This window comes from Pseudomonas sp. FW305-3-2-15-C-LB1 (assembly GCF_058787615.1).
Window position 1 is genome coordinate 424892 of sequence record NZ_JBYSZX010000002.1, and the last position, 14467, is coordinate 439358.

Below are 14467 nucleotides of genomic sequence, written 5' to 3' on the forward strand. Positions count from 1 at the left end.
TAAACCGTGGAACCTTAGAATGAGCACAGCAATCAGTCCGACTGCTTATAACTATAAGGTAGTCCGCCAGTTCGCCATCATGACGGTGGTCTGGGGGATCCTTGGCATGGGGCTCGGGGTGTTCATCGCCTCGCAACTGGTCTGGCCGGAATTGAATTTCGGTTTGCCATGGACGACCTTTGGCCGCCTGCGCCCGCTGCACACCAACCTGGTGATCTTCGCCTTCGGCGGATGTGCATTGTTTGCCACCTCCTACTATGTCGTGCAGCGAACCTGCCAGACGCGACTGATCTCCGACAGCCTTGCGGCCTTCACCTTCTGGGGTTGGCAAGCAGTCATCGTTGGCGCCATCGTCACCCTGCCACTGGGCTACACCACCACCAAGGAATACGCCGAGCTGGAATGGCCCATCGCCATTTTGCTCGCCATCGTGTGGGTGACCTACGCCGTGGTGTTCTTCGGCACCATCGTCAAGCGCAAGACCAAGCACATCTACGTGGGCAACTGGTTCTACGGCGCGTTCATCCTGGTAACGGCGATGCTGCACATCGTCAACCACGCCTCGTTGCCGGTGAGCCTGTTCAAGTCCTACTCGGCCTACGCCGGGGCCACGGACGCGATGATCCAGTGGTGGTACGGCCACAACGCCGTGGGTTTCTTCCTGACCACCGGTTTCCTGGGGATGATGTACTACTTCGTGCCGAAACAGGCCGAACGTCCCATTTACTCGTACCGCCTGTCCATCGTGCATTTCTGGGCGCTGATCACCCTGTACATCTGGGCCGGCCCGCACCACTTGCACTACACCGCGTTGCCGGACTGGGCACAGTCCCTGGGCATGGCGATGTCGATCATCCTGCTGGCCCCGAGCTGGGGCGGCATGATCAACGGCATGATGACCCTGTCCGGCGCCTGGCATAAATTGCGCACCGACCCGATCCTGCGCTTCCTGGTGGTGTCGCTGGCGTTCTACGGCATGTCGACCTTCGAAGGGCCGATGATGGCGATCAAGACCGTCAACTCGCTGTCCCACTACACCGACTGGACCATCGGCCACGTACACGCCGGCGCCCTCGGTTGGGTGGCGATGATCTCCATCGGCGCGCTGTACCACATGATCCCCAAACTGTTCGGCCGTCCGCAGATGCACAGCGTTGGCCTGATCAACGCGCACTTCTGGCTGGCCACCATCGGCACCGTGCTCTACATCGCCTCGATGTGGGTCAACGGCATCACCCAGGGCCTGATGTGGCGAGCCATCAACGATGACGGCACCCTCACCTACTCCTTCGTCGAAGCGCTGCAAGCCAGCCATCCGGGTTACATCGTGCGCGCCCTGGGCGGTGCATTCTTTGCCTCCGGCATGTTCCTGATGGCCTACAACGTCTGGCGCACCGTGCGTGCCGCCGACCCGGCAGAAGCCGAAGCCGCCGCCAAGATCGCCGTTGTGGGAGCTCACTGATGAAGCATGAAGTAGTCGAGAAGAATATCGGCCTGCTGGCCTTCTTCATGGTCATCGCCGTGAGTATCGGCGGCCTGACCCAGATCGTTCCGCTGTTTTTCCAGGACGTGACCAACAAGCCGGTGGAAGGCATGAAGCCGCGCACCGCCCTTGAACTGGAAGGCCGCGACGTCTACATCGCCAACGGTTGTGTCGGCTGCCACTCGCAGATGATCCGCCCGTTCCGTGCCGAAACCGAACGCTACGGCCACTACTCGGTCGCCGGTGAAAGCGTGTGGGACCACCCGTTCCTGTGGGGTTCCAAGCGTACCGGCCCGGACCTGGCCCGTGTCGGCGGGCGTTACTCCGATGACTGGCAGCGTGCGCACCTGTACAACCCGCGCAATGTGGTGCCTGAGTCGAAAATGCCGGCGTACCCGTTCCTCGTGGAAAACAAGCTCGACGGCAAGGACACCGCGAAGAAGATGGAGGTCTTGCGCACCCTGGGCGTGCCCTACACCGACGAAGACATCGCCGGTGCAGCGGCCGCCGTGAAGGGCAAGACCGAAATGGACGCACTGGTGGCCTACCTGCAGGGCCTGGGCACCATCATCAAAAGCAAACGGTGATCTATGGATATCGGGATGATTCGTGGCCTGGGCACCGTTGTGGTGATGGTGGCCTTTATCGGCCTGGCGTTGTGGGTGTTCAGCCCCAAGCGCAAGTCGGAGTTTGAAGACGCGACCTTGCTGCCCTTTGCGGATGATCCCGAAGCCATCAAGCACGTCGAGCAAGCTTCTAGGAGTAACAAAGAATGACTACGTTCTGGAGTCTGTACGTCACAGTCCTCAGTCTGGGTACCATCTTCGCCCTGACCTGGCTGCTGCTGTCGACCCGCAAGGGCCAGCGCGCCGAGCAAACCGACGAGACCGTCGGCCATTCGTTCGACGGCATCGAGGAATACGACAACCCGCTGCCCAAGTGGTGGTTCATGCTGTTCGTCGGCACCATCGTCTTCGCCCTCGGCTACCTGGCGCTGTACCCCGGCCTGGGCAACTGGAAGGGCCTGCTGCCGGGCTACAACTACCTCGACACCGACAAGCAAACCCCCTTCGCCAATGGCCAGACCGGCTGGACCGGCGTGCACGAATGGGAAAAGGAAATGGCCAGGTCGGACGCCAAGTTCGGGCCGATCTTCGCCAAATTCGCGTCGATGCCGATTGAAGAAGTGGCCAAGGACCCGCAAGCGTTGAAGATGGGGGGTCGCCTGTTCGCCTCCAACTGCTCGGTGTGCCACGGTTCCGATGCCAAGGGCGCCTATGGCTTCCCCAACCTGACCGATGCCGACTGGCGCTGGGGCGGCGAGCCGGCCACCATCAAGGAAACCATCATGAAGGGCCGTCATGCGGTAATGCCGGCCTGGTTGGATATCCTCAAGGAGCAAGGCGTCAGCGATGTGGCTGCGTTCGTGCTCACCAACCTCGACGGGCGCAAACTGCCCGAAGGCGTGAAAGCCGATGTGGCCAACGGCGAGAAACTCTTCGCCGCCAACTGCGTGGCCTGCCACGGCCCGGCCGGTAAAGGCACTCCTGCCATGGGCGCGCCCGACCTGACCCACCCGGGCGCCTTCATCTACGGCTCGAGCTTCGCCCAACTGCAACAGACCATCCGTTGGGGCCGCCAGGGCCAGATGCCGGCGCAGGAACAGCTGCAAGGCAATGACAAGGTGCACTTGCTGGCGGCGTATGTGTACAGCTTGTCCCATGGGGATAAGAAGGCTGAAGAGCAATAAAAGCCGCTGCAATACCAATGTGGGAGGGGGCTTGCCCCCGATTGCAGTGTGTCAGTCAGTGCATCTGTCGCTGATCCACCGCTATCGGGGGCAAGCCCCCTCCCACATTGGATCCGCAGTGTTTCAGAGAACCGGGCCAGCCAAAACCGGCCATACTTGCCAGATCAATTGATCCAGATCACTTAGGTCGCCCCCTTTCAGCACCACCGGGGGCGTATCATTACACCACTGCAACACCCCTAATTTGACCCCGGCTGGCACGTACTGGCCAAGGCAAATCTCCACCGCCGTGGGATGCAATGATGAGTAACCAGATACCGGTACATGACGTTACCCCGCCTGCCAAAACCGTCGACCTCTACGCCTCGCGAGAGAAAATCTACACGCGCGCCTTCACCGGCCTGTTCCGCAACTTGCGCATGCTCGGCGGGGCCGGTCTGTTCCTGCTGTACTTCGGCACGGTGTGGCTGAACTGGGGTGGCCACCAGGCCGTGTGGTGGAACCTGCCCGAGCGCAAGTTCTTCATTTTCGGGGCAACTTTCTGGCCCCAGGACTTCATCCTGCTCTCGGGCATTCTCATCGTTGCCGCGTTTGGCCTGTTCTTCATCACGGTGTACGCCGGTCGCGTGTGGTGCGGCTACACCTGCCCGCAGAGCGTGTGGACGTGGATCTTCATGTGGTGTGAGAAGGTCACCGAAGGCGACCGCAACCAGCGCATCAAGCTCGACAAGGCACCGATGGGCGCCAACAAATTCCTGCGCAAATTCAGCAAGCACACCCTGTGGCTGTTGATCGGCTTTGTCACCGGCATGACCTTTGTCGGCTACTTCTCGCCGATCCGCGAACTGGTGTTCGACTTTTTCACCGGCCAGGCCGATGGCTGGTCGTATTTCTGGGTGGGTTTCTTCACCCTTGCCACCTACGGCAACGCCGGCTGGCTGCGCGAACAGGTGTGCATCTACATGTGCCCGTACGCGCGCTTCCAGAGCGTGATGTTCGACAAGGACACCCTGATCGTTTCCTACGACCCACGCCGCGGCGAACTGCGCGGCCCGCGTAAAAAAGGTACCGACTACAAGGCCCAGGGCCTGGGCGATTGCATCGATTGCACGATGTGCGTGCAGGTGTGCCCCACCGGTATCGACATCCGCGACGGCCTGCAGATCGAGTGCATCGGCTGCGCCGCCTGTATCGATGCCTGCGACAACATCATGGACAAGATGGAGTACCCGCGCGGCCTGATCAGCTACACCACCGAGCACAACCTGTCCGGGCAGAAAACCCACAAGCTGCGCCCGCGCCTGATCGGCTACGCCCTGGTGTTGCTGGCGATGATCAGCCTGCTGGTGGCGGCGTTCTTCATGCGCTCTCTGGTGGGTTTCGACGTGAGCAAGGACCGCGTGCTGTACCGCGAGAACGCTGAAGGCCGCATCGAAAACGTCTACAGCCTGAAGATCATGAACAAGGACCAACGCGACCACACCTACGTGCTCGATGCCGCCGGCCTGCCCGACCTCAAGCTGCAAGGCCGCCGGGAGATCAAGGTGGCGGCCGGCGATATCGTCAGCATGCCGGTGGAGCTGTCGAGTGCGCCGGAACAATTGCCGTCGAGCACCAACGAGGTGAAATTCATCCTCACCGATGCCGATGACGCCAGCGTCCATATTGAAGCCAAGAGCCGATTCATCGGCCCTCAAGTCCGCTAACAGGGAACCGAACAATGTCCGTAGCAACCGCCGCAAGCCCTTGGTACAAGCACCTCTGGCCGTGGATCATCATCGGCATCCTGGCCTGTTCGGTGACCTTGACCCTGTCCATGGTGACCATCGCGGTCAACAACCCGGACAACCTGGTCAACGACAACTACTACGAGGCCGGCAAAGGCATCAACCGCTCCCTGGACCGCGAGCTGCTGGCCCAGACCTTGCAACTGCGCGCCAAGGTGCACCTGGATGAGCTGACCGGTGAAGTCGAGGTCAACCTCACCGGCTACAGCAACCCGAAAACCCTGGAATTGAACCTGATTTCCCCGACCCAGCCGGAGAAAGACCGCAAGATCAACCTGGCCCGCAGCGACAGCGAGCCCGGCCGCTACATCGGCCAGGTCACCGACAAGGTCGAAGGCCGGCGGTTCGTCGAGTTGCTCGGCGTGGAAGGCGACCGGACCTGGCGCATGTTCGAGGAAGAACAAGTCAGCCACGACAAGGACTTGCTGCTGGGTGATGAACCGTTGCAGGGTGCCGAAGACCTGAAAAAGTAAAAAGCCTGCGCTTCGCGCATCGGGGGCAAGCCCCCTCCCACACTGGATTGGGTTTACACATATCTATTGGTGAAATCAGTCAAATGTGGGAGGGGGCTTGCCCCCGATGAGGCCCTACCAGCCACCATAGATTCCCAAGCCATGACCACCCCCTGCTACCACTGCGCCCTCCCCGTCCCCTCCGGTAGCCGTTTCACCACGGTCATCCTCGGTGAGCGCCGCGAACTCTGCTGCCCCGGCTGCCAGGCCGTGGCCGAAGCCATCGTGGCCGGTGGCCTGGAAAGTTATTACCAGCACCGCAGCGAAGCCTCGGCCAACCCCGAGGCGTTGCCGGTGCAACTGGTGGACGAATTGGCGCTGTATGACCGCGCCGACGTGCAGAAACCCTTCGTGCGCCACGAGGGCGAGCTGGCCGAAACCACCCTGCTGATGGAGGGCATCAGCTGCGCCGCCTGCGGCTGGCTGATCGAGAAACACCTGCGCAGCCTGCCCGCCGTGGCCGAGGCGCGGTTGAACCTGTCCAACCACCGCCTGCACGTTCGTTGGGTTGATGGGCAACTGCCATTGAGCCAACTGCTCAGTGAACTGCGCCATATCGGCTACGCCGCTCACCCCTATCAGGCCGATCGCGCTGCCGAGCAGCTGGCCGGCGAAAATCGCCTGGCCCTGCGCCAATTGGGCGTGGCCGGCTTGCTGTGGTTCCAGGCAATGATGGCAACCATGGCTACCTGGCCGGAATTCAATATCGACCTGAGCCCGGAGCTGCACGTGATCCTGCGCTGGGTGGCGATGTTTCTTACAACACCCATCGTGTTCTACAGCTGCGCACCGTTTTTCAAGGGCGCCTTGCGCGACTTGCGCACGCGCCACCTGACCATGGATGTCTCAGTGTCCCTGGCCATCGGCGGGGCTTACCTGGCGGGCATCTGGACGGCAATCACCGGCGTGGGCGAGTTGTACTTCGATGCGGTGGGCATGTTTGCGTTGTTCCTGCTGGCCGGCCGTTACCTGGAGCGCCGCGCCAGGGAGCGCACGGCCGCCGCGACGGCGCAACTGGTGAACCTGCTGCCCGCCTCGTGCCTGCGACTCAAGGCCGACGGCCAGAGCGAGCGCATCCTGCTCCCCGAACTGACCCTGGGCGACCGCGTGCTGGTGCACCCCGGCGCCGTGCTGCCGGCGGATGGCGTGATCCTCGACGGGCAATCGAGCATCGATGAATCCCTGCTCACCGGTGAGTACCTGCCGCAACCGCGCCAAAGCGGCGATGCGGTCACGGCAGGCACGCTGAATGTCGAGGGGGCATTGACCGTCGAAGTACGTGCCCTGGGTCATGACACGCGCCTGTCCGCCATCGTGCGCCTGCTGGAGCGCGCCCAGGCCGATAAACCACGCCTGGCGCAGATCGCCGACCGCGCCGCACAGTGGTTCCTGTTGTGCTCGCTGATCGCCGCCGCGCTGATCGGCTTACTGTGGTGGGAGCTGGATGCGTCGCGGGCGTTCTGGATTGTGCTGGCGATGCTGGTGGCGACCTGCCCCTGCGCGTTGTCCCTTGCGACACCTACCGCCCTCACCGCCGCCACCGGCACCTTGCACAAACTCGGGCTGCTGTTGACGCGCGGCCATGTGCTGGAAGGGCTCAACCAGATCGACACGGTGATCTTCGACAAGACCGGCACCCTCACCGAAGGGCGCCTGGCGTTGAGAGCCATACGCCCGCTGGGCACCTTGAGTACCGACCTGTGCCTGAGCCTCGCCGCCGCCCTGGAAAACCGCTCCGAACACCCGATTGCCCGCGCCTTTGGGCGGGCACCAGTGGCCGCCGATGAGGTCGTCAGTTCGCCAGGACTGGGCCTTGAAGGTCGCGTCGGCGAGCGCGTATTGCGCATTGGCCAGCCGGGCTTTGTCTGCGAACTCAGTGGTTGCCCGATCCCGGCAGCGCCGGAGGTTTGCGGCCAATGGCTATTGCTCGGCGACCGCGACGGCGCCCTGGCCTGGTTCGTGCTCGACGACCGCCTGCGCAGTGATGCGCCTGCATTGCTGGCCGCGTGCAAGGCGCGGGGTTGGCGCACGCTATTGCTGTCCGGTGACAGTTCGCCGATGGTCGCCAGCGTCGCCGCCGAGCTGGGTATCGACGAGGCCCACGGCGGCCTGCGCCCGGATGACAAGCTGCAAGTCCTTCAGCAACTGCACAAGCAAGGCCGCAAAGTGCTGATGCTTGGCGACGGTGTCAACGATGTGCCGGTACTCGCCGCCGCGGACATCAGCGTGGCGATGGGCACGGCCACCGACCTGGCCAAGACCAGCGCCGATGCGGTGTTGCTGTCAAACCGCCTGGACGCCCTGGTGCAAGCCTTTACTCTGGCGCGGCGCACTCGCCGGGTAATCATTGAAAACCTGCTGTGGGCCGGGTTGTACAATGGCCTTATGCTGCCGTTTGCCGCCCTGGGCTGGATCACTCCCATCTGGGCGGCGATCGGCATGTCCCTCAGTTCGTTGACCGTGGTGCTCAATGCCCTGCGCCTGACTCGCCTGCCGAGCGCGCCGGCCGCCCGAGCCCCCTCAGTAACCCGCCCGCTGCCAGTGTGAGCCGTGCGGGCATGGAGTGCAGATGCCAGCTTTATACGTAATGATCCCGGCGGCGCTGCTGTTAGTGGGCGTGGCCATCTACATCTTCTTCTGGGCGGTGGACAGCGGCCAGTACGACGACCTCGACGGCCCGGCCCATAGCGTGCTGTTCGACGACCAGGACCCGAACCACCTGGCCGGCGTCGAAGAGGCCAACCACTCCGAACAACCACCAAAAGACCCGCCTCATGCTTGAGCTGGCGCCGCTGCTGGTCTCTGCACTGATCCTCGGCCTTCTCGGTGGAGGCCATTGCCTGGGCATGTGCGGCGGGTTGATGGGCGCGCTGACCCTGGCGATCCCCAAGGAGCAACGCGGCCGCCGGTTTCAATTGCTGCTGGCCTACAACCTGGGACGCATCCTCAGCTATGCCGCGGCCGGCGTGTTGATCGGCCTCGCCGGCTGGGCGGTGGCGAACAGCCCGGCGGCGATGTTCATGCGCGTGCTCGCCGGCCTGCTCTTGATCAGCATGGGCCTGTACCTGGCGGGCTGGTGGAGCGGTCTCACCCGTATCGAAAGCCTCGGACGCGGCCTATGGCGCTATATACAGCCGGTCGCCAACCGTTTGCTGCCCGTGTCCAACGTACCGCGTGCATTGCTGCTGGGCGCGTTATGGGGATGGTTGCCGTGCGGATTGGTCTACAGCACGCTGCTATGGGCAGCGAGCCAGGGCAATGCGCTGGACAGCGGGTTGCTGATGCTGGCGTTCGGGCTGGGGACCTGGCCGGTGCTGTTGGCTACCGGCCTGGCCGCAGAACGGGTTACTGCATTATTGCGCAAACGCAGCGTGCGGATGACCGGTGGCGTGCTGGTCATACTCTTCGGTATCTGGACGTTGCCCGGCCCGCACCAGCACTGGTTGATGGGCCACTAAATCGCCATGTGGCATAGCGCCGCTCCCCGTTGATGCAAATCAAGATGCCATCCCCGCCACGCCCCTAGACTCGGCCCACTAGCCTATCCGGGGGAACGCCCGCATGCTCGACGCCATTCGTTGGGATACCGATCTGATTCACCGCTACGACCTGGCGGGACCGCGCTACACGTCCTACCCTACCGCCGTACAATTCGACAGCCAGGTCGGCACCTTCGACCTGCTCCACGCCCTGCGCGACAGCCGCAAAGCGGTGCGGCCGCTGTCGTTGTATGTGCATGTGCCGTTCTGCGCGAACATCTGCTACTACTGCGCCTGCAACAAGGTCATCACCAAGGACCGTGGCCGCGCCCAGGCCTACCTGCAACGCCTGGAGCAGGAAATCCAGCTGGTGGCGTGCCACCTCGACCCCAGACAGCCGGTGGAACAGCTGCACTTCGGCGGCGGCACCCCGACCTTTCTCAGCCACGACGAATTGCGCCAGGTGATGAGCTGCCTGCGCCAGCACTTCAATTTGCTGGATGACGATTCGGGCGACTACGGCATCGAGATCGACCCACGCGAAGCGGATTGGGCCACCATGGGCCTGCTGCGCGAACTGGGTTTCAACCGTGTGAGCATCGGCCTGCAAGACCTCGACCCCGAGGTACAACGGGCAGTCAACCGCCTGCAAAGCCTGGAAGAAACCCGCGCGGTGATCGATGCCGCACGCACCCTGCAATTTCGCTCGATCAATGTCGACCTGATCTACGGCCTGCCCAAGCAAACGCCGATCAATTTTGCGCGCACCGTGGAGGAGGTGATCAGGCTGCAACCCGACCGCTTGTCGGTGTTCAACTACGCTCACCTGCCCGAACGTTTCATGCCCCAGCGGCGCATCAACACCGATGAACTGCCGTCCCCGGCGTCAAAGCTGCTGATGCTGCAAACCACCATCGAGCAACTGACCCAGGCCGGCTACCGTTACATCGGCATGGACCACTTCGCCCTGCCCGACGACGAGTTGGCCATCGCCCAGGAAGAAGGCACCCTGCAGCGCAATTTCCAGGGCTATACCACCCACGGTCATTGCGACTTGATCGGGCTCGGGGTGTCAGCGATCAGCCAGATCGGCGACCTGTACTGCCAGAACAGCAGTGACCTCAACGCCTACCAGAACACCCTGGCCGGCGCGCAACTGGCCACCAGTCGCGGCCTGGTCTGTACCACGGACGATCGCTTGCGGCGGGAGGTGATTCAGCAGTTGATCTGCAATTTCAGCCTGGCATTCGAGACGATCGAGCAAGCCTTCAACATGGATTTTCGCGGGTATTTCGACGACATCTGGCCGCAACTGACGGCGATGGCCGAGGATGGCCTGATCGAACTCGACGCCCAAGGCATTCGCGTGTTGCCAGCCGGGCGACTGCTGGTGCGTTCGGTGTGCATGGTGTTCGATGCCTACCTGGAACACCAGAACAGGCAGCGGTTTTCGCGGGTGATCTGAAACACCCTACGCCATAGCGAGGGAGCCGGCCTTCAACGCGTCTTCCCCGCTGAGGCCTTTCATGGCCTTGGCCAGGGAGGTTTGTGCGGTCATCAGGCTCGCTTGCAACTGGGCAAGCGCCCCTTGCAGATTGCTGACCTTGATCCGTGCCTCGTCGGGGCTGAGGCTCTTGTCCGCCATCACGGCTTGCAGTTCGGCCTGCTTCTCGGCGATCTGCTCCTTGAGCTTGCGAATCATCTTGAGAACCTGCTGGACGTTATCCGGCAGACCGCTGTCTTCGATGTCGCTGCTGGGTTTCTTGGCCTCCGTCAGGGCTTTCAAGGCAGCTCCGGAAAAGGTCACCTTCACCCCCTCCTCGTCCTTTTTTTCCCGCAGCGGCGCCTCAGTAGGGTCCTTGAGCGCTTTGGCAGCCTTGGCGAGCCTGGCTTCTGCTACCAAGTCTTTCGGCTCCGCAAAGGACTGCACCTGAGTGCGTGCAGCGTTCGTTGCACCGATGGAAATCATGATATCGAGCCTCCAAGCTCAAGGATTCGTGACTTTGTATCGGCGGCGACACAAAATTCTTTATACCGTTGCTGGTTTTTTGTACACGCTGGCCTCACCAGCCCACAGTGCGTTACCCTTACGTCTTATGTGTGTTTTCCCACAAGGATTTAAGAAATGTCCGAGCCAGTTAAACTGCGCGCTCACAGCCAGGCTCATTGCAAGGATTGCAGCCTGGCCCCCCTCTGCTTGCCACTTTCGTTGAATCTGGAAGACATGGATGCGCTGGACGAGATCGTTAAACGTGGTCGCCCGCTGAAAAAAGGTGAGTTCCTGTTTCGCCAGGGCGATAAGTTCGATTCCGTTTATGCAGTACGCTCGGGTGCGTTGAAGACATTCAGCCTGAGCGACAGCGGCGAAGAACAGCTCACCGGTTTCCACCTGCCCAGCGAACTGGTGGGCTTGTCGGGCATGGACACCGAGATCCACCCGGTGTCGGCCCAGGCGCTGGAGACAACCTCGGTGTGCGAAATCCCCTTCGAGCGCCTTGACGAGCTGGCCCTGCAATTGCCGCAACTGCGCCGCCAGTTGATGCGCGTAATGAGCCGCGAGATTCGTGACGACCAGCAAATGATGCTGCTGTTGTCGAAGAAAACCGCCGACGAGCGCATCGCGACCTTCCTGGTCAACCTGTCGGCGCGGTTCCGTGCCCGGGGTTTCTCGGCCAACCAGTTCCGCCTGAGCATGTCGCGCAACGAAATCGGCAACTACCTGGGCCTGGCGGTGGAAACCGTGTCCCGCGTATTTACCCGTTTCCAGCAGAACGAGCTGATCGCCGCCGAAGGCAAGGAAGTGCATATCCTCGACCCTATCCAGTTGTGCGCGCTGGCCGGTGGTTCGTTAGACGGTTGACGCAGACACTTGCGGCCGCGCCAACCGGCGAGGCCGCAGGTATACTTCGAGTCCGTTTCCAGCCCCAGGACTCTTCGACGATGACCTTCGATTCGTTCGACATCAAATCCCTGATCCGTCCCGTCATCGACTTCCCCAAGCCCGGGGTGATCTTTCGTGACATCACGCCGCTGTTCCAATCGCCCCGAGCCCTGCGCCTGGTGGCCGACACCTTTGCCCACCGCTACGTCGAGACCGATTTCACCCATATCGGCGCCATGGATGCGCGGGGTTTCCTGATCGGTTCGATCATCGCCTACCAACTGAACAAGCCGCTGATCCTGTTCCGCAAGCAGGGCAAGCTGCCCGCTGACGTGCTGGCCGAGGGTTACCAGACCGAGTACGGCGAGGCCTTCCTCGAAGTGCACGCCGACAGCCTGTGCGAAGGCGACTCGGTGTTGATGTTCGATGACCTGATCGCCACCGGCGGCACCCTGATCGCGGCGGCGAACCTGGTACGCCGCATGGGCGCTAAGATCTTCGAGGCCGCGGCGATCATTGATTTGCCGGAGCTGGGGGGGTCGCAACGTTTGGAGGACATGGGGATTGCGACATTCTGCCTGACGCAGTTTGCGCTGACTGAACAATAACGCTTGCCTGGGCTGACGCCATCGGGGGCAAGCCCCCTCCCACATTTTGATCTGTGAACCGGTCAAGTGTGGGAGGGGGCTTGCCCCCGATGAGGCACTGAAAGGCACTAAAGATCAGAAGCCCATCTGCTTGCTGATGATTTCATTCATTACCTCACGGGTGCCGCCACCGATGGAGAGGATACGGTTGTCGCGATACAACCGCTCCACCAGGCTGCCACGCATATAACCCTGGCCCCCGAGGATCTGCACCGCGTCGTAGGTGACGCGGTCGGCGGTGTCGGTGGCAAGGTTCTTGGCCATGGATATCTCCTTGATCACGCTGATACCGGCGGCCATCTTTGCTGCCTGCCGATAAGTGAACTCCCGAGAGACCTCCACGGCGGTGGCCATTTCCGCCAGGCGATGCTTGATCACCTGGAATTTGCCGATGGGTTTGCCGAAGGCTTCGCGCTCGGCGGCCCATTTGAGGCTTTCCTCCAGGGCCAGTTGCGCGGTCATGTTGGCCATGAGCGCCAGGGCCAGGCGCTCGCTCTGGAAGTTGCCCATGATGCAGGCAAAGCCCATGTTTTCGGCGCCGATCAGGTTGCCTACGGGCACCCGACAATCGTCGAAGAACAATTCAGCCGTGTCCGACGCCCACCAGCCCATTTTCTTCAGGGGCTGGCCGACGGTAAAACCGGGAGTGTCTTTTTCGATCAGCAGCAGGCTGATCCCGGCAAAGCCCGGCCCGCCAGTGCGGACGGCGACGGTGTAGAAATCGGCGCGGATGCCGCTGGTAATGAAAGTCTTGCTACCGCTGACGCGGTAATGGTCGCCGTCACGAATGGCCCGGGTTTGCAGGCTGGCCACATCAGAACCGCCACCCGGTTCGGTGACTGCCAGGGCGATAATCTTTTCGCCGGCCAGCACCTGGGGCACCACCCGTTCGCGGACCTCGGGCCTGGCCCATTTGACCACCGGCGGCAAACCGATATCGAGCGACCCCAAGCCTGCCACCACGCCACCGGAGCCACAGCGCATCAGTTCCTCGCTGGCCGCGACCTTGGCAAACAGATCACCTTCGTGGCTGCCGCCGAAAGCTTCGGGATAACCGATACCGAGGATGCCCGCCGCTCCGGCCTTGAGGTACAACTCCCGGGGAAAGCTTTCGGCCTCCTCCCATTGCTCGATACCCGGCAGCATCTCGCGCTCGACAAAGCGACGCACGCTGTCGCGGACCAATTGGTGGCTGGGGTCGAAGTAGTCCTGATAGGCAGACATCGGCAAGCTCCACGGTGAGGTGGAGCGAAATTACCAAGCGCTTGCTTGGTTATCAAGTCATGGAGTCAGAGCGCGATAGGTTTGCGGCCGGCGAATGAATGCGCCAGCGTGCCGCCATCGACCAATTCCAACTCGCCACCCAGCGGCACGCCATGGGCAATGCGCGAGGTGATCAGACCTTTGTTGGTGAGCAGTTGGGCAATGTAATGCGCGGTTGCCTCGCCTTCCACCGTCGGGTTGGTGGCCAGGATCACTTCGGTAAAGGTGCCCTGCTCTTCGATGCGCGCCACCAGTTGCGGAATGCCGATGGCTTCCGGGCCAAGGCCGTCCAGGGGCGACAGGTGGCCCTTGAGCACGAAGTAGCGCCCGCGATAGCCGGTCTGCTCCACCGCGTATACATCCATCGGCCCTTCCACCACGCACAGCAGCGTGTCGTCGCGGCGCGGGTCGGCGCATTGCGGGCAGAGTTCTTCTTCGGTGAGGGTGCGACACTGGCGACAGTGACCCACGCCGGTCATGGCCTGGCTCAAGGCCTGGGCCAATCGGGTGCCGCCGCTGCGATCACGCTCCAGCAGTTGCAGCGCCATACGCTGGGCGGTTTTCTGGCCGACACCCGGCAATGTGCGCAGGGCGTCGATCAGTTGGCGAATCAGGGGGCTGAAGCTCATGGGCATGGGTCCGACAAAACAACGAGACGCGGTTTA

At 62.2% G+C, this 14467-nt stretch carries 15 protein-coding genes; 12 read left to right on the top strand and 3 right to left on the bottom strand.

The genetic code is table 11. The features are described 5' to 3' along the window. Positions 1 to 19 precede the first annotated feature (19 nt). The 10 genes from ccoN (at position 20) to hemN (ending at position 10476) form a co-directional block, all read left to right on the top strand. Positions 20 to 1462, top strand: coding sequence for a cytochrome-c oxidase, cbb3-type subunit I (gene ccoN / locus AC3WP7_RS05750; protein WP_071491365.1), 1443 nt, complete (start codon positions 20 to 22; stop codon positions 1460 to 1462). Beyond that, entirely contained in the window at positions 1462 to 2070 is a 609-nt protein-coding gene (gene ccoO / locus AC3WP7_RS05755) for a cytochrome-c oxidase, cbb3-type subunit II (protein ID WP_003193167.1), read from the top strand. Before ccoN ends, ccoO begins: the two co-directional genes overlap by 1 nt. A 3-nt stretch (positions 2071 to 2073) precedes the next feature. Then, a complete protein-coding gene (locus tag AC3WP7_RS05760) occupies positions 2074 to 2259 on the top strand; it encodes a CcoQ/FixQ family Cbb3-type cytochrome c oxidase assembly chaperone (RefSeq protein WP_003175465.1) in 186 nt (61 codons plus the stop codon). After that, positions 2256 to 3233 carry a cytochrome-c oxidase, cbb3-type subunit III gene (gene ccoP / locus AC3WP7_RS05765; RefSeq protein ID WP_071491366.1) on the top strand — a complete coding sequence of 326 codons (978 nt, stop codon included), beginning with the start codon at positions 2256 to 2258 and terminating at the stop codon, positions 3231 to 3233. Before AC3WP7_RS05760 ends, ccoP begins: the two co-directional genes overlap by 4 nt. Positions 3234 to 3535: 302 nt before the next feature. Next, positions 3536 to 4939 (top strand): cytochrome c oxidase accessory protein CcoG, encoded by a 1404-nt coding sequence (gene ccoG / locus AC3WP7_RS05770; protein WP_071491543.1) that lies wholly within the window; start codon positions 3536 to 3538, stop codon positions 4937 to 4939. 14 nt (positions 4940 to 4953) lie between these two features. Then, positions 4954 to 5493, top strand: coding sequence for a FixH family protein (locus AC3WP7_RS05775; protein WP_071491367.1), 540 nt, complete (start codon positions 4954 to 4956; stop codon positions 5491 to 5493). A 141-nt stretch (positions 5494 to 5634) separates the two neighbouring features. Then, positions 5635 to 8079 carry a heavy metal translocating P-type ATPase gene (locus AC3WP7_RS05780; protein WP_102592796.1) on the top strand — a complete coding sequence of 815 codons (2445 nt, stop codon included), beginning with the start codon at positions 5635 to 5637 and terminating at the stop codon, positions 8077 to 8079. Between the two features lie 22 nt (positions 8080 to 8101). Next, complete coding sequence (ccoS, locus tag AC3WP7_RS05785; RefSeq protein WP_092242829.1) at positions 8102 to 8314, top strand: cbb3-type cytochrome oxidase assembly protein CcoS; 213 nt, start codon at positions 8102 to 8104, stop codon at positions 8312 to 8314. Beyond that, positions 8307 to 8990: a sulfite exporter TauE/SafE family protein gene (locus AC3WP7_RS05790; protein WP_093122081.1), complete on the top strand. Its 684-nt coding sequence runs from the start codon at positions 8307 to 8309 to the stop codon at positions 8988 to 8990. Before ccoS ends, AC3WP7_RS05790 begins: the two co-directional genes overlap by 8 nt. Before the next feature lie 103 nt (positions 8991 to 9093). After that, a complete protein-coding gene (gene hemN, locus AC3WP7_RS05795; RefSeq protein WP_093122076.1) occupies positions 9094 to 10476 on the top strand; it encodes an oxygen-independent coproporphyrinogen III oxidase in 1383 nt (460 codons plus the stop codon). A 6-nt stretch (positions 10477 to 10482) separates the two neighbouring features. Here the strand turns inward: hemN and AC3WP7_RS05800 are convergent, their stop codons facing one another. Continuing rightward, a complete protein-coding gene (locus AC3WP7_RS05800) occupies positions 10483 to 10980 on the bottom strand; it encodes a hypothetical protein (protein ID WP_102592795.1) in 498 nt (165 codons plus the stop codon). A gap of 156 nt (positions 10981 to 11136) precedes the next feature. On the opposite strand from AC3WP7_RS05800, the gene fnr reads away from it, so the two are divergent. Beyond that, complete coding sequence (gene fnr / locus AC3WP7_RS05805) at positions 11137 to 11871, top strand: fumarate/nitrate reduction transcriptional regulator Fnr (protein WP_071491372.1); 735 nt, start codon at positions 11137 to 11139, stop codon at positions 11869 to 11871. An 80-nt stretch (positions 11872 to 11951) separates the two neighbouring features. Then, the gene (locus AC3WP7_RS05810) at positions 11952 to 12500 is read left to right on the top strand and encodes an adenine phosphoribosyltransferase (RefSeq protein WP_071491373.1); all 549 of its coding nucleotides are present in this window, start codon (positions 11952 to 11954) and stop codon (positions 12498 to 12500) included. Positions 12501 to 12614: 114 nt separating this feature from the next. On the opposite strand, the gene AC3WP7_RS05815 is transcribed toward AC3WP7_RS05810, so the two are convergent. Both AC3WP7_RS05815 and recR read right to left on the bottom strand, forming a co-directional pair. Continuing rightward, positions 12615 to 13763, bottom strand: a complete 1149-nt coding sequence (locus tag AC3WP7_RS05815) for an acyl-CoA dehydrogenase family protein (protein WP_093122070.1) — start codon at positions 13761 to 13763, stop codon at positions 12615 to 12617. A 65-nt stretch (positions 13764 to 13828) separates the two neighbouring features. After that, positions 13829 to 14431, bottom strand: a complete 603-nt coding sequence (gene recR / locus AC3WP7_RS05820; protein WP_015885312.1) for a recombination mediator RecR — start codon at positions 14429 to 14431, stop codon at positions 13829 to 13831. Positions 14432 to 14467 lie beyond the last annotated feature (36 nt).

Bases quoted from the DNA above. Each gene is read 5' to 3' on its own strand.
- ccoN (WP_071491365.1), top strand. From the start codon at position 20: ATGAGCACAGCAATCAGTCCGACTGCTTATAACTATAAGGTAGTCCGC.
- ccoO (WP_003193167.1), top strand. From the start codon at position 1,462: ATGAAGCATGAAGTAGTCGAGAAGAATATCGGCCTGCTGGCCTTCTTC.
- AC3WP7_RS05760 (WP_003175465.1), top strand. From the start codon at position 2,074: ATGGATATCGGGATGATTCGTGGCCTGGGCACCGTTGTGGTGATGGTG.
- ccoP (WP_071491366.1), top strand. From the start codon at position 2,256: ATGACTACGTTCTGGAGTCTGTACGTCACAGTCCTCAGTCTGGGTACC.
- ccoG (WP_071491543.1), top strand. From the start codon at position 3,536: ATGAGTAACCAGATACCGGTACATGACGTTACCCCGCCTGCCAAAACC.
- AC3WP7_RS05775 (WP_071491367.1), top strand. From the start codon at position 4,954: ATGTCCGTAGCAACCGCCGCAAGCCCTTGGTACAAGCACCTCTGGCCG.
- AC3WP7_RS05780 (WP_102592796.1), top strand. From the start codon at position 5,635: ATGACCACCCCCTGCTACCACTGCGCCCTCCCCGTCCCCTCCGGTAGC.
- ccoS (WP_092242829.1), top strand. From the start codon at position 8,102: ATGCCAGCTTTATACGTAATGATCCCGGCGGCGCTGCTGTTAGTGGGC.
- AC3WP7_RS05790 (WP_093122081.1), top strand. From the start codon at position 8,307: ATGCTTGAGCTGGCGCCGCTGCTGGTCTCTGCACTGATCCTCGGCCTT.
- hemN (WP_093122076.1), top strand. From the start codon at position 9,094: ATGCTCGACGCCATTCGTTGGGATACCGATCTGATTCACCGCTACGAC.
- AC3WP7_RS05800 (WP_102592795.1), bottom strand. From the start codon at position 10,980: ATGATTTCCATCGGTGCAACGAACGCTGCACGCACTCAGGTGCAGTCC.
- fnr (WP_071491372.1), top strand. From the start codon at position 11,137: ATGTCCGAGCCAGTTAAACTGCGCGCTCACAGCCAGGCTCATTGCAAG.
- AC3WP7_RS05810 (WP_071491373.1), top strand. From the start codon at position 11,952: ATGACCTTCGATTCGTTCGACATCAAATCCCTGATCCGTCCCGTCATC.
- AC3WP7_RS05815 (WP_093122070.1), bottom strand. From the start codon at position 13,763: ATGTCTGCCTATCAGGACTACTTCGACCCCAGCCACCAATTGGTCCGC.
- recR (WP_015885312.1), bottom strand. From the start codon at position 14,431: ATGAGCTTCAGCCCCCTGATTCGCCAACTGATCGACGCCCTGCGCACA.